The organism is Flammeovirga sp. SJP92, assembly GCF_001583495.1.
GTDB lineage: Bacteria > Bacteroidota > Bacteroidia > Cytophagales > Flammeovirgaceae > Flammeovirga.
In genome coordinates, this window is the sequence record NZ_LQAQ01000093.1 from 113,602 (window position 1) to 129,066 (window position 15,465).

At 36.7% G+C, this 15,465-nt stretch carries 11 protein-coding genes; 3 read left to right on the plus strand and 8 right to left on the minus strand.

Annotation, left to right across the window (positions count from 1 at the left end; translation table 11 throughout):
• Positions 1-157 precede the first annotated feature (157 nt).
• The 4 genes from AVL50_RS21205 to AVL50_RS21220 form a co-directional block, all read right to left on the minus strand.
• A complete protein-coding gene (locus AVL50_RS21205) occupies positions 158-1,300 on the minus strand; it encodes a damage-control phosphatase ARMT1 family protein (RefSeq protein ID WP_062618488.1) in 1,143 nt (380 codons plus the stop codon).
• Positions 1,301-1,582: 282 nt separating this feature from the next.
• On the minus strand, positions 1,583-2,446 hold the full coding sequence (locus AVL50_RS21210) for an AraC family transcriptional regulator (protein ID WP_062618489.1): 864 nt from the start codon (positions 2,444-2,446) through the stop codon (positions 1,583-1,585).
• 30 nt (positions 2,447-2,476) lie between these two features.
• Positions 2,477-4,090: a sodium:solute symporter gene (locus AVL50_RS21215; RefSeq protein WP_062619144.1), complete on the minus strand. Its 1,614-nt coding sequence runs from the start codon at positions 4,088-4,090 to the stop codon at positions 2,477-2,479.
• 591 nt (positions 4,091-4,681) lie between these two features.
• Complete coding sequence (locus AVL50_RS21220; protein ID WP_062618490.1) at positions 4,682-5,716, minus strand: glycosidase; 1,035 nt, start codon at positions 5,714-5,716, stop codon at positions 4,682-4,684.
• A gap of 384 nt (positions 5,717-6,100) precedes the next feature.
• Between AVL50_RS21220 and AVL50_RS21225 the strand changes: the two genes are divergently transcribed.
• Together AVL50_RS21225 and AVL50_RS21230 are read left to right on the plus strand one after the other, a co-directional pair.
• Positions 6,101-8,089 carry a T9SS type A sorting domain-containing protein gene (locus tag AVL50_RS21225; protein WP_062618491.1) on the plus strand — a complete coding sequence of 663 codons (1,989 nt, stop codon included), beginning with the start codon at positions 6,101-6,103 and terminating at the stop codon, positions 8,087-8,089.
• An 840-nt stretch (positions 8,090-8,929) separates the two neighbouring features.
• Positions 8,930-9,328: a hypothetical protein gene (locus AVL50_RS21230; protein WP_062618492.1), complete on the plus strand. Its 399-nt coding sequence runs from the start codon at positions 8,930-8,932 to the stop codon at positions 9,326-9,328.
• Between the two features lie 189 nt (positions 9,329-9,517).
• Here AVL50_RS21230 and AVL50_RS21235 read toward each other — a convergent pair whose 3' ends face one another.
• The 4 genes from AVL50_RS21235 to AVL50_RS21250 form a co-directional block, all read right to left on the minus strand.
• A complete protein-coding gene (locus tag AVL50_RS21235; RefSeq protein WP_063850858.1) occupies positions 9,518-10,084 on the minus strand; it encodes an LUD domain-containing protein in 567 nt (188 codons plus the stop codon).
• A gap of 1 nt (position 10,085) precedes the next feature.
• Positions 10,086-11,456: a LutB/LldF family L-lactate oxidation iron-sulfur protein gene (locus AVL50_RS21240; protein WP_062618494.1), complete on the minus strand. Its 1,371-nt coding sequence runs from the start codon at positions 11,454-11,456 to the stop codon at positions 10,086-10,088.
• Entirely contained in the window at positions 11,440-12,213 is a 774-nt protein-coding gene (locus tag AVL50_RS21245; RefSeq protein WP_062618495.1) for a (Fe-S)-binding protein, read from the minus strand. Before AVL50_RS21245 ends, AVL50_RS21240 begins: the two co-directional genes overlap by 17 nt.
• A gap of 462 nt (positions 12,214-12,675) precedes the next feature.
• Positions 12,676-13,677, minus strand: a complete 1,002-nt coding sequence (locus AVL50_RS21250; protein ID WP_216639076.1) for a class II aldolase/adducin family protein — start codon at positions 13,675-13,677, stop codon at positions 12,676-12,678.
• A gap of 87 nt (positions 13,678-13,764) precedes the next feature.
• Between AVL50_RS21250 and aldA the strand changes: the two genes are divergently transcribed.
• Positions 13,765-15,231: an aldehyde dehydrogenase gene (gene aldA / locus AVL50_RS21255; RefSeq protein ID WP_062618496.1), complete on the plus strand. Its 1,467-nt coding sequence runs from the start codon at positions 13,765-13,767 to the stop codon at positions 15,229-15,231.
• Positions 15,232-15,465: the final 234 nt, after the last annotated feature.

The following is a 15,465-nucleotide window of genomic DNA, read 5'->3' on the forward strand; positions in this document are numbered from 1 at the left end:
CTCTTTTTTTAGAAGTCGGAGACTTCTTGTGATTTTTAAAGCACAAATGACGCTATCGCTTAACATTTGCGCTAGGGAAACGTACTGCTCTCAATGGCGCGAATGTTAAGCGACAGCGTCATTCGTGTCCTAAGGATCATCAGAAATCTCCTGATTTCTAATTACTTTCCACTAATTCCATCAAACTATATTCCCCATTATACTTCCAGCTATGATCACTTTCTGAAGGAATTTGGGAGGCTTCCAAACCTACCATCACTTCTGATTTTAATACGCGAAGCATCAAGCAGTCGGTTGGAAGGTAGTTGACTAAAGTATTGGTTTTAATGGTACATTCGTAGTCATAATCCCCTACTAATTTTCTGTAATTTAAATCCCCTTTGAAAATCAATAAATCGGATTGACTTAAAGTTTGGTTTAACTGGGCTGGAATGTTTTTATAGTCATTGGAACTCGACCAATATTCGTGGCTTTTCAAGGTAAGCTGATTGCTTTGAATGAGTGCCTCAATTTCTTCTGCAAAGTCTTTTAAACCTTCTTGTTGTTTTAAGGAATGCATCAAATAATTGAAGTCTGAAATCAAAGCATCTGAGACGAAGTAAGGCATTATTTTAAAATGTAATACTACTTCTTTTACATCCGTTTTAGTCAGTAGGTAATGCGATAAAATCAGATCTGCAAAAAGTTCTTCTCCTGCATTATCCAAAATAATATCAACCTGACGACTGTTTTCTATTTTTTCAAATACTTCAGCTGAATGATCAATCAAAATACTACTAACTGAAGTTTGTGAATAAGTATCTGAACTTTGACTTAAGTCCGCTTTATTCCCTAAAAGATCCAATTTCAACAATACACCAAAGTTATCAACAGTATGTGTGGACAACTTTTGATATTCAGCATAACATTTCTGCAGATTCTCAAAAGTCTTGGCATTAAAGTCATTTTTAATAAATGAGAAGTAATCTTCTTCAATACCGTCCTGTTTTGTCAGTTCTAATAACTTGTGATAGAAATAGCTTTCTACTACAATAAATGGGGCATTATCCCATCGATATTGCTCTTGGGTAATCGCTTCGTTGATTTCCTTGATAAATTGATTTTGGAGAACATTTTCCGTTTCCAATTCTTGAATTAATGGCAGTGGTGCATCAGGAATCGTCTGCTTAAATACGGATAATTTTGAATCTGAAGTCAACTGATAATGTGCTATCAATTTTTCTACAATAGAAGCTATTCTATTTTTTACGGTGTAATACGCAAATGATGATCGGTCACTGGTATGGATCAGTTGGTGCATTTTATCAAAATTATAAGTCTTTCTACACAATCCTGCTATTCAAAAGCAATAAGGGTGTAAAGATAGCCTTATTGCAGTTTTTGCGAAACGAATTCTATATAATATGACGAATGTTTTTCGTTAGAAGTCGGAGACTTCTTGTGATCTTTGAAGCACAAATGACGCTGTCGCTTAACATTTGCGCTAGGGGAATGTACTCCCTCAATGGCGCGAATGTTAAGCGACAGCGTCATTCGTGTCCTATGAATCATCAGAAATCTCCTGATTTCTAAAAAAAGCCAACTACGCCGTCTGTAAATCTGCCAATGACTTTCTAAAATCGGAAGGGGTTAGGCCTTTGAATTTTTTGAACTGACGGTTGAAATTTGACAGGTTATTGAAACCGCATTCGTAGCAGATTTCGGCTATGTTTTTATTTGAATTGATCAGGAAGAAGGCGGCTTTGCCTAATCGGATATCGTTAAGGAATTTGATAAAGCTTTTGCCTGTTCTTTTTTTGAAGAAATGACTGAAAGCGGAATCACTCATATTGATCAAAAGCGCTGCCTCTTTGACGTCAATTGGGCGGTGGTAGTTTTCAAATATAAACTCCAAAACCTTGTTGATTCTTCGGCTTGTCTCTTGTGGATGCACGCCGATGAAACCATCAGAAGCTAGTGATCTTGTTTCTTGACTAATACCGAGTTGATGTAAAAGGTTGAAGAATAATATTACTCTTTCGAAGCCCGAACTGATCACGAGGTCTTTTAATATCAGCTTGATTCTATAGCGGTCTGTTCCTTCAAAAACGACGCCTTTACCTGAGTTGGAAAAGAGGGTTCTGATACTTTCAAATTCATTTTTCTTTAATAAAGAATCTGAAATAATACTTCTTTTAAACTGTAAAGTAGTCACACATGGTTTGTCTGTAGATCCCTCTTCTTTCATCCATTTATGCTGAATGTTGGGGCCTAAAAACACTAAATCTTCCTGCTCATAATTTTCCACGGAATTGCCTACAATCCTTCGTCCGTTACAACCTTCCACTAGGGTCAGTTCAAAATCATCATGCAGGTGAATAGGGTAATCAAAGTCTGCATTCAAATGATGTTGTAAGACAAATAGATTTTCGTCACTTACCGGTGTTATTTCTGGAAAAACCTTCATGAGCTATATTGTTGTTTACTTTATTCTAATCTAAATAAATATGACAAAAGAAAGAATAGCTAAGATTGCTAAAATTATGGCTTGCACTCTAAAGTTATGATACCATTTGCTATTTTTCAATTCTTTGGTCTCTTCATGCCATATTTCTGTTGTCCATAGGTTGCCTTTTAATTGTAATGTAGAAGGGGCTTTGGTACTTACGGAAGCGATCACACAAACTGCCACACTGATAGATACTAGAATCGGTACCATCAATAAGAAGTGGACGTCTGCTAAGAATGTTTTGTCTTTGAAAAGTAATAAACCTACAGCTGTAATGGCTCCTACTAATAATGTAGCAAAGGCTCCGTTGGCATTGGCACGCTTCCAGAATAAGCCCAAGAAGAAAATGGTCACAATTGGAGGTGCCAAGTAAGAGGCCATTTCTTGATAGTAATCTACTAGTGAGCCGAACTTCTGGATATTTGGTGCCCATACTGCGGCAATGATCAAGATGGTTACCGAAATTACTTGTCCTACTTTTACTAGCTTTTCTTTTGAGGTGTTAGGGAATGCATTGGAGTAAAAGTCCATTGTCAATAAGGTAGAGGCCGAATTGATGGAAGCAGATAAGGTAGAAGTCAATGCTGAAATCATAGCGGCCATGATAATTCCCATCAAGCCTACGGGCATTAAACTCATGATCAGTCTTGGATAAATCTCATTGACGTCTACTAGGTTTGTGACTTCATTACCAAACATGGATAGGGGAACTTCTACTTCAAAAAGATTCATCAAACGAGCGCACAAGCCTGGGAAAATGAAGATGAATAATGTAAAGATATAGAGGAAACCTACAAATAAAACGCCTTTACGTCCGTCTTCAATTGATTTTGCAGATAGCACTCTTTGTACCATCACTTGATTGTTTCCCCAGAAATAAAAACCGAGTATTGGAATACCTAAAATAATACCTAACCAAGGGGTGGTGGCATCGTCCATTGGTCGAACTAAATGTAACCACATTCCATCACTGAAGCGGTCCATCAGTACATCCCAACCGCCAATTTCTGCAAAGGCTAAATATGAAAGGATAACAGAACCGATGATCAAAATAACGGCTTGTACTAATTCGGCATTGATGGCTGAAGATAATCCTCCAAAAATGGTATACGAGCCTGCAATAATGGCCATGATATAAATGACTGTAGAAAGATCTGCTTCTGGGAAAATCAATCGGATAATCAATGCTCCCGAATATAATGCGGCGGCGGCATCTAAAAATACATTACCAATAATGGTGATGATAGAGAAGAAGGTCTTCGGTCTTTTGTCGTATCTTTTTTCCAAAAATTCAGGCATGGTATACACTCCTGACTTGATATAAAAAGGAAGAAAGAACATGGCAAAAAAGATCATTACCAAAATGGAAACCCATTGGTAATTGAAAACGGCTAACCCTGTTTTAAAGCCTTCGGCGGATTGGCCGATTAATGTAGTGGACGAAACCGAAGCGGCAAACAAAGATAAGCCCACTGCTTTCCATGACATATTTCTTCCTGCAAGAAAATAAGATTCTGAATCCGAATTATTTGCATTTTTGAAAGCCCAGAAAAGTATGATTACGATATAAACAACAACAAAGCATAAGTCTATGTTGCTCATTTGGAAGTCCATAAGTTTTAATTTAAATCTGTATATTTCATTTCATATAATTAGCAAGGCACGGTCATTTTTACCTTGGCAAAAGTAGTTGTGGTTTTAGGATCGTTCAGTGGACATTTCTACAAGCTTTCTTTGATTCACTTCCAAGCTTCCTTCTTCTTCATTTTTGTCTTGAAACAAAAACGAAGCAAAAAATTCAAGGCTTAGAAGTCAAAAGCTAAATTTCATTCCTTTCGCCTAAATGATTTTAAACTCGCTAAAGCTCAAACAGTAAAATCATTTTTAACGGCTCAATCCATAAAATTCTTAACGCTTTTCCCTTCAAGGCCGGGAGAGCACTACCAAACGATTAGGGTAGTCTTCCAATGGCGCGAATGTTAAGCGTAAGCGTCATTCGTGACCTATAGATCATCAGAAATCTCCCGATTTCTAAATACCATTCTTGGTTCACAATCTAATTAAGGAATAGTATCACCTGAAACTGAACTTTAGTGATGTCTTCCGACTTAACACTTACGATATAGAAATCATAAAAAAATCATTTCTTAAAAAAATTAAGGCCCCAGTTGAAACGGGACCCTAATTAACACATTAATCCATTACCAAAGTAGTTTCTTTCGTATTATCCTTAATGAAAGCTACTAGCTCATGGATATCGCAAGTCGCTACACCACAATATTGATCACTACCGCCATAATAAATGTACAGTGTGTCATCAACTAAAACATTTCCAGTTGGGAAGACCACGCCCCACTTATAAAGACCGCTTTTTTCCCAGTCTTCTTCAGGTTCCATGATGAAATCTTTGGTTCTGTACAAGATCTTTGTAGGATCTTCTAAGTCCAACAGGCAAGCTCCAACTCTATAGCAGTTATCCTTGTCCACACCATGATAAAGCATCACCCATCCTTCGTCCGTTTTCACAGGAGGAGTGTTGCCACCTACTTTCACTTCCCACCATTCTTCACCTTTTAATAGTAAGTCAGATTCATGCTTCCAATTGACCATATCATCAGAAGATTGAATCCAGATTGCAGGGTATTCCGTACCATACTCCTCACCGATCCACTCTTTCGGGCGGTGTAGCATATAGTATTTGTCATTGATTTTTTCAGGGAAAATAATCACATCACGGTCATCCAATTCAGGTTTTGTGATTCTTCCTACCCTACGGAAATTCTTTAAGTCTTTAGAAATTGCTAAGCCCGTATTGGCAATGTTTTTCTTTAATAGTTCCGGATGGAATTCATCCATTTCAGGAGCCACAACAGCATCATAACTGTATTTCCAATATTGTCCTGGAGGAAATGCTCTGTACGCATAAGTGATATAGAAAGTATCACCAAATTTCACAATCCTTGGATCTTCCACACATCCTGAGTCAGGTCCATCTTCTGAAGGAGAAAAAACCGGTTGATCTTGCACTCTTTTGAAGTTGAAACCATCTTCACTTTCAGCAAGACCAAAATAGATCTTATGGTCAAAATCATCTCCTGCAGCACGATACATCATGTAAAATTTCCCCTCTTCATACCATGCACCTGGGTTACAAACCACTAAGTTTTCCCACTCGTTAGATGCATGTGGAGATAAAATTGGATTTCCTTCAAATTTTGTAAGCTTCATGTTTCTTTAGGTTTAAGAGCTTATACAGTTGAAGAAATAAAACTTCAAGTAAATCTTATTCATTTCATTTCATCATCTGTTCAGATATAAAAAAGATTGACGACGACATGAATACAAATGTAGAGGGGGGAGATGATGCAATCTTATAGGATAAAACGCAATAATGATACTTTTTTGAAATTGTTAATATAAATACATTGCAATATGCTCTAAAAAGTATCTATTGATGATATAAATTCGTGCAATATTCAAAAAAGTATCATGTTGTAACACAAAAGTAGTAGTGCAGACCCTATCTCCTATCTACCTTTACAACCGTACTAATGCAAAACAAACATTACTTTTTGTACGGGTACTTAATCTTTCATTTAATGAGTATGATATATGAAATTTTTACAGCTATTCATTTTTTTATTCTTAGCACTTCAGCTTCACATATTTGCTTCTACTGTTCAGCCTGAAATTTTAGAGGTCAACACTGAAAACACTACTATTAATACTTTTGATAAGTTTGAAGCACTTGTAAAAGTAAAGGCAGACTTTGAAAATCCTTACGATCCTCAACATATAGATGTAAGTGCATCGATCACATTACCTGATGCGAGCACTATTAATTATCCTCTTTTCTTTTTAGAAGGTGATAGTGATAACTCTACTTGGGGATTAAGAATCGCTCCTAGAACTTCAGGAGAATATACTTATACTATTACTGTTGTAACCGATGAGCAAAGTACAACATCCACTTCTTTCACTTTTAATGCCACAGAAAGTGAGAATCCAGGTTTCCTTCATACTGTTGACAAAAACTACAACAACTTGGTTTTTGATAATGGTGATGGTTTCAGAGGTTTTGGTTTGAATATGGGTTGGGAAGCTAGAAACAGCGAAAACCCAAAGTATACTTATGACTTCTGGTTTGATTTATTAGCATCACATCAAATCAACTTTGTAAGAACTTGGTTGAATGTACCTTGGAACTTACCGATTGAATGGAACAAAGTCGGTTCAGACCGATACAATGATTATAATGGCGTGGGCTACCACCCTGAAGGTTTGGCACGTATTGAATACATGATCGATGAAGCCGAAAAAAATGATCTGTATTTAATGCTGGCGATGGATTTCCATGGTGCACTTTGGGTCAATAATAATGACGGATGGGGAAATAATGTATGGAAAGATCACCCTTACCAACAATTAGCTGGATGTGTAAATCCTAACGACTTTTTCACTTTTGAAGAAGCAAGAAGACTTTATAAAAACAGATTAAGATACATCGTAGCACGTTGGGGGTACTCTACTTCGGTAGGTGCTATTGAATTTTTCAATGAAGTCGATAACACAATTATCTATGATGGTCAAAATGTAAATCCTGCTGATGTAGTAGAATGGCATGATATCATGAGTAAGTATTTGAAATCGATCGATTATCATGAGCATATTGTTACGACAAGTATCAGTCATAATACCGTGAATGGTCTTTTTGATGTTCAGGAATTAGACCTAATTCAGTCTCACCTTTATGGTTCTGTAGGCGGTATGGCTCAAAAAATTCAAGAGCTAACCAATAAGCATCAAAAACCTTATGTAGTCGGTGAAATGGGCTTGGACTTTATGCCTCCTAATAATAATGATGAAGCCAAGTGGATTAAAGATTTACAGAAAACAATGTGGTTGGGCATGTTTGAAAAAACATCAATCATTCCTATGACATGGTGGTGGGAAAACTATGAGGTTTGGAATGCTTACGACAAGTTTGAATTCTTAGCTGAATTTACGGAGAAAATGACGACAAAGAGTGACAGCGAAATTGCAGAGCTATCATTAGTCAACAGTGAAGACCTTGAAGGACAAGGAATGGTGCTCAGAAACAGACATGGCTATGCCTTTATTCATGGAAAGGGACAAAGACTCAGAAACATCACTTTCCAAATTGATGGCCTTCCTCGTGATGAATACACTTTCTATGTCTACAATGCCTACACTTATGAAGAAAAAGACAGAGTGGATGTTACGGCGAGTAACTCTGGCAAGTTTTACATCGAAATCAATGAAATAAACTCAAATGAAGATATAGTACTCTATTTTGAAAATAAAAGAGGTGATGTGACTAGTATTGATGATCAATTTAAAAATATCAACTGGAAACTATACCCTAACCCTGCTCAATCAAAGTTGAACTACGCCATTGAGGACATGTTCAATCCTGCTAATGCTCAATTTTTCATTTATGATATGAATGGCAAATTAATGCAACAGTCTCCTCTTTCTAAAAGTGAAAGTATCAATATTGAAAGCTTGCCGAAAGGTGTTTATGTTTTCAAAATTGTAACGGATGAAAGAGAAGACCACAAGGTGTTTATTAAGCAATAGATTTTAACAATCATGGGTTTGTCTGCTCAACGATTCTATGCTCAATTTCAAACTTTATTTAGGTTTGGGATTGGGCATTTTTTATCTCCTAATTTTTTTTAGTGGTTCTGAAGCCACAAGGCATTGTGGCTCTACAAAAAACGATAACCTTTCAATTAAGTAATTCATTAAATTGAAAGATTACCCCTGTAGAGACGCAATGCCTTGCGTCTCACGAACCAAAAAACGAAACATTTTTCCTCACTTGATGGAATGTTAAGTGATAACATCATTCGTACTTAAAAGATCAACAGAAATCTCCCGGTTTCTGACTAACATAAATACTTAATAAGTCAGTATAATGAACACCCTATTTCCATCATTTCTCAAAAACGTACACCTTACGTTAATTTTATATGAAGCTGGCATGCATTTAATAATATCTAAAATATAAACTTAAAAAACGATGAATTTTTACAGTATTATAAATTTACGCAGTGATTTTTTACGAAAATAATAAATAACATCTATTCTCCTTTAAAAGACTTTAAACAGGATGGCTAATAAGACACCCTTTACAGAATAAAATCAACGTGTTTAATATGAATTAAAAAATATAATTCTAAATAAATGTAAATAAATATTCTATTTCAGAATTATATTTTGAAAAATTCCATAAAAAGTGACCGTTTATGGACAAGTTGTTCAAATATGTAATAAAAACTATGTATGATTTACACTTAAAAACCTAAAATTGACACACAACTAATTGATTTACAGATTTTTATTAATTTTTGGCAAGCCTTTAGTATAAGGTAAAGTGTATTTAAACGAATCAAAAAACAAAAAATATATATAGCCATGAAATCTTTAAAACAACTTTTAGTTATCGCGTTAGTTTCAATCATCTCTGTTTCTGCTTCATTCGCTAATCCTACTGACAATGAAGACAATGAGATTACAAAATTACGTGCTGCGGTTGAAAACGCTACAGCTACTGACTGGGCTGTTTATTCAGACGCTGCTGAAAGATGTATCGAATTGAAAGCGAACTTAAGCGAGGCTTATGTTTGGATAGAGAAATCTATCGCTATCAACGAAAATGCTGAGAACTTAGAGATCAAAGGGGATTACTTAGCATTGAACGGTGCAAAAGATATGGCAATCGAAGCTTACAACAAAGCGATCTTAGCAGGAATGCTTGCTGGAGACGATGTTGCTAAAGTTCAGAAGAAAGTCTTGAAAATGTCTCGTCGTTAATCACACAGACATTTATTGAATACGAAGTAACTGCGAATTACTACAAAGCCTTCAGGTTTACACCTGAAGGCTTTTTTATATTTGAGCAAAAAATCCCGCACTATGACTAAAGACATGTACTCAGTATTTCGTCCTTTAATTCTTTTATAAGTTTCTATAAAATATCATGAGACAATCCGCCTACCCTTATTATTTTTGTATGAATACTGTCAATGACTTGGCACCGTGGGCACCTTTTACCAATGACTGCTCAATATCTGCTGTTTTTGATGGACCTGAGATAAATACCCCATATCCGCTTTGTCTTGGTTCCACATAAGTGTAGGCCTCATGCATGTTCCAAACGACTTTTTGATAAGGCAAAACAATGATCAAATGGGAAGCAATTGCTGTCAGTGCTCTTTGTGTTAAAGCATCACCTTCCACCCAGATAGCTCCATTTTCTGCCACACCCAATTCCCCTTCAATGACAGAAAGGTTGAGGTCGGCCATTTCAGTGTTTTCCAACGTATCTGTATAACCCAGTTCTTGGATGGAGGAATAAACCGGTCCTTCCTCTTCTCTGGATGCTACTAATTTTGATAACTCCGTTTTATCCTCACTGATAATCACTTCAACCCCTAATGTCTCTAATGTTTCAAAGAAGAAGCTATGTTTATCATCAGACAATCCTTCAAAAATAGGGACCATAGGCATGGCTTTAGAAGGAAGCTGAAGTTCTTTTATATTACCTAAGATTTTTTCTTTTGCTGTCATTTTATGAATTGTTTTTCTTGTACCAATCATCAAATGTCTGTGTAGGAACAGGTAGTTCCCTTTTCAATCCCCAAGTGTTCAATGGATTATAAATCAGTACTCGTGGCCCTTTCAAGAAGGTATTGCCTACTTTAGTGATCATCTTAAACAACTTAGGATTACCCATGGCTTTCCCGGCCATTTTCATACTCATCTTTTTGGCTGGATCATAATTGGTTTCTTCCATAATGATCTGTCGCCACTTATAAAGCTGTGTATGTATATCGATTTTCACAGGACAAACATCACTGCAAGACCCACAAAGAGTGGAGGCAAACGGTAATGAACTGTGCTTCTTTAAATCTTTTCCTGGAGATAAAATAGAACCGATTGGTCCAGGAATAGTGTAAGTATAACTATGACCGCCACTTCTTCTGTAGATTGGGCAAGTGTTCATACAAGCACCACAACGGATACAATTCAGCGACTTCCTAAAGTCATCTCTTCCCAACTGTTCTGATCTTCCATTATCTACTAATACAATGTGCATTTCCTTGCCATCTTTTGGCTTATGGAAATGTGAGCTGTACGTCGTGATGGCCTGACCCGTAGCACTTCTTGCTAACAATCTTAAGAAAATACCAAGATGCTCTACTTTAGGAATTACTTTTTCAATACCCATACAAGCAATATGAACTGGTGCCAAGTTGGCTCCCATATCCACATTTCCTTCATTGGTACAAACCACAAAACCACCTGATTCAGCGACTGCAAAGTTGACACCAGTAATAGCGGCATCTGCTTTCAAAAACTTATCTCTCAAGTGTTCTCTTGCTGCCCTTGTCAAGTAAGTAGGATCTGTAGCTCCCTTTTCAGTATTCAAATGCTCATGAAACAGCTCTCCTACTTCCTCTTTTTTCTTATGGATGGCAGGCAGTACAATATGACTTGGATGCTCTTTGGCTAATTGCACAATTCGCTCTCCCAAATCAGTATCTACTACATCAATATCATACTTGTTGAGGTGAGGATTCAAACCACATTCCTCCGTTAGCATGGACTTACTTTTCACAACGTTTTTCACATTGTGTTTTTGAAGAATAGACAATACAATTTCATTGTGTTCCTTGGCATCTTTGGCCCAGTGAACATGAATGCCGTTGGCTTTAGCTTGCTCTTCAAATTGTAATAAATATTTATCTAAATGGGATAAGGTATGTGCTTTGATTTGAGAAGCAATTTCTCTCAGCTCTTCCCATTCTGGAATACCGTGTGTGGCTTTGTCTCTTTTTTCACGAACAAACCATAGTGCTTTGTCGTGCCAAGAAACTCTTTCAGGGTTTTTGTTGAATGCTTTCGCCCCTGATGGATGATTTTTATACTGCGTTGACATAAGCTTTTTCTTTATCAGTAGTGGTTGATTTTACTTCTGCGGCTAATATTTCAGCCAAATGAATCACTTTGATAGGTAACTTTTCACGCTGAATAATTCCATCAAGATGCATCAAACATGACATATCTCCAGAAGTGATATATTCCGCTCCTGATTCGATATAATCTTTTAATCTATCTGTACCCATACGTACTGAAATGTCTGGCTCTGATACACTAAAAGTACCACCAAAACCACAGCATTCATCCGCTCTTTTCGGTTGAATCAATGTCACTCCACTCACTTGTTTCACAAGCACATCTTGCTTAGAAACATCACAAGTCACTCGCTCTGAACACTGACCTAAACGCATTCCTCTCAAACCATGGCAACTTTTATGAATGGCCACTTTATGAGGAAACTCAGCTTGAAGCTCTTTTTCTTTCATTACATCATAAATGAACTCTGTCAGATCGAAAACTTTATCAATCATCGGTTCCATTATAGGATATAAATGTGCTCCATGCTCTCTTACGTGTAAGACACAACTTGCTGAAGGCCCAACAACGTAATCAAAATCTTTAAAATTGTCATAGAAGACTTTGAGTGCTTCCACTCCGTCTTTTTCACATCCTGAATTGGCCATTGGCTGACCACAGCATGTTTGACTCAATGGGTAGGTTACGTTTCCGTATTTCTGCAATAGCTTGAGTGTCGCTTTTGCAACTTCAGGATAGAACTGATTTATATAACAAGGTATGAATAATCCAATTTCCATAACTGTTGAACTAAAGGTTAGGGTGTAAGTTTAATCAAGTGTCGAATTGTTGTTTCTATCTTTTGATAGTCAAGAGCTTGTCTGAAAAAAATCTATAATTCCAGAAGGTGGGGTTTTAATTTTCAATCACTGTATTTTTATTAAAAATCAACAACCTCACAACCCTAAAATAGAAAAATTTCAATTCTGAATTTCTATTCTAAAAATGTCCTGAGACATTCCATTTCATAATTTTATAAGCAGAATAAGCCTGCCTAAAAGTGTTTTGAAAAAGTATTGCCTGCGTTTAAACAAGCAATACTTTTAGTCATTCTGTTAAGCTAATTTTCCTTGAGTAATAATTTGAAAAAATTGATACTACTTCCTCAATTCCTACTTAACATGTACCTGTTTTTGTAGCCTAAAAAGTTGAATAATGTAATTAAAAAAATGAGTCACACTATTAACTAGCACACACTAAAATTATCTTCTGTTAATCACTTTTGCTTTCTTATAGAAATCATTTTGAAGCAACTCATCATCAGACCAATTAGAACGCTTATCGTACATTCCTAATTTCTCTCTGATGGCGATCATATCACGTGCTTTTTCAATACCTACACAAGAAATTTCAGGAGAAACTGTAGTCGCTACTGCCACTGTTTGACAGATTGCTTCTACGTTTTCCATTTTCCAGTAAGCATCTTCAATATGACTACCCCATACAATCACACCGTGATTCTCCATCAATACTGCTTGGTGATCGATCGCTGTTTCACCGATTACTTCAGCGTTTTCTGGTGAACCTGGCGTTTCATATTTCGCTAATCCCATTTGACCTAAGAAAATATCAGCCTCTGGAATCACACCTGTAGGAGGTACAATAGAAGCAATAGCAAAGGAAGTACCGTGAGGAGGATGAGCATGCACACACGCTTTAGCTGTAGGCATTCTTCTCATGATTGCTAAGTGCGTCATTACTTCACTTGTTCTTGGACGAAGACCTGCTTTTTGGTTACCGTCCATATCTACTAGGCAGATATCTTTTGGCTTCATTACTCCTTTAGAGATTAAAGTTGGCGTACACAACACTAAGTTATCTCCAACTCTAACAGTGATATTACCACCGTTACCATCTACATAACCTTTTTGCCATAAACGCTTACCTGCGAAACAGATTTCCTTCTTCAGTTTCTTGATCGGCTTTGAGTTAAAGAATAACTCTACCTCTTCTCTAGTGATAGGGTCATTTCCTTTCTCCCAGTTATATTCTAATTGAGGTAGTTCTGGAGTGATTTTCCAGTTACTTCCTTCTTGTATATCTTTCTTTGACTTCTTTACTTTCTTTATTGGTGCAACTGCATTCATTTCTTCAATTGTTTCGTTGTCTGTTTTTAAATTATACCCAAACTTAACGGGATTAAAACAGGAAACTATCCTTGGGTTTCCTGCACAAAAAGCAGGAAAGTGCAGGACATTTATCATAAAATATAGTCGTAACTAGCAGTAAGTTCAGGAACACTGGACATCCAAACATTGAATTATTACACATATTTTTAGACAATAAACACTATGTCAAACTACTCTTATGACGTTGGGACAGACGTAAAAACTTACCAACAATATATCGCGGGATCATTTTTCTCTACAGCAGACCATATCGAAGTTTTAAACCCTTGTAATGAGGAAGTAATTGCACTTGCTCCAAGAGGCACTAGAGAAGATGCAGATAAAGCTGTAGCTGCAGCAAAGGCCGCTCAACCAAAATGGGGATTATTGCCAGCACCAACAAGAGCTGAGTATTTAAAGAAAATGGCACAGGTGATCAGAGATAACCGTGTATTTTTAGCGGAAACTTTAGCGACTGAGCAAGCGAAGGTAATGGGGTTAGCACAGGTTGAGATTGACGTAACGGCCATTTATTTTGATTACTATGCTGGTTTATCGAGATCTTATGAGGGTGAAATTATCCAAAGTGACCGTCCAAACGAGCAAATGATGTTACATAAATTACCTATCGGTGTTGCTGTAGGTATTTGTCCTTGGAACTTCCCATTCTTCGTAATGGCACGTAAAATTGCTCCTTCTTTATTGACAGGTAATGCGTGTGTGGTGAAGATCAGTGAGGAAACTCCAATGGTTTGTTTAGAATTTGCCCGTTTAATCGAGAACATCGGTTTACCAAACGGTATTTTAAGTATTATCACAGGATACGGTCATGAAGTAGGACAAGCGCTTTCTGAAAACCCTGATGTTGGTATTATCAGTTTGACAGGTTCTGTAGGAGCAGGTCAGAAAGTGATGGAAGCAGCTGCTAAAAATATTACAAAAGTATCATTAGAATTAGGTGGTAAAGCGCCTGCTATTGTATGTAAAGATGCTGACTTGGATCTTGCTGTGAAAGCAATTGTTGCTTCTAGGGTGATCTTCAGTGGCCAAGTTTGTAACTGTGCTGAACGAGTATATGTGGAGGAAGAAGTATATGAGGAATTCATGACAAAATTACTTCCTGCCATGAAAGCTGTACGTGTAGGTGATGCCCGCACTGATGATAAGGCGGATATGAGTGCTCAAATCAACAAAACACAATTGTTGAAAATTGACGAGATGGTGAAGAGAGCAAAAGAACAAGGTGGTGAAGTATTATTAGGTGGTAGAATTTCATCTAGATTCGATAAAGGTTACTACTACGAGCCAACGGTGATTACAAATGTAGAGCAAGACCATGACGTGATGCAAAATGAAACATTTGGTCCGGTACTTCCAGTAATGAAAGTTTCTTCATTCGACCAAGCAATCGACTTTGCAAACGACAGTGAGTATGGATTGACTTCTTCAATTTATACAAACGACATTAATAAAATTCTTCGCGCAACAAAAGAATTGTTGTTCGGTGAAACGTATGTAAACCGTGAAAACTTTGAGGCAATCCAAGGATTCCACGCTGGATTTAGAAAATCTGGTATTGGTGGAGCTGACGGTAAGCATGGTTTAGAGGAGTACTTACAAACTAAAGTAATGTATATCCAACAAAATTAGTTTTGATAAAGCGTTTGGGGTATGCCTTAGGGCATAAGTACAAATTCAAAATTATCTAATACTAATTCTATTTATTGTTTTGCGATTACTTCCTTCAAAAAACTTTTAATAGAACCTCTATTAATACGTTTTTTAGCGTTGTACTCACAAAAAATAAATTAGAATTAACTATGATTTATTTTTGAATTTGTACTTACTTCAAACTCTTTACCCTATTTTTTTAACTGATAAATA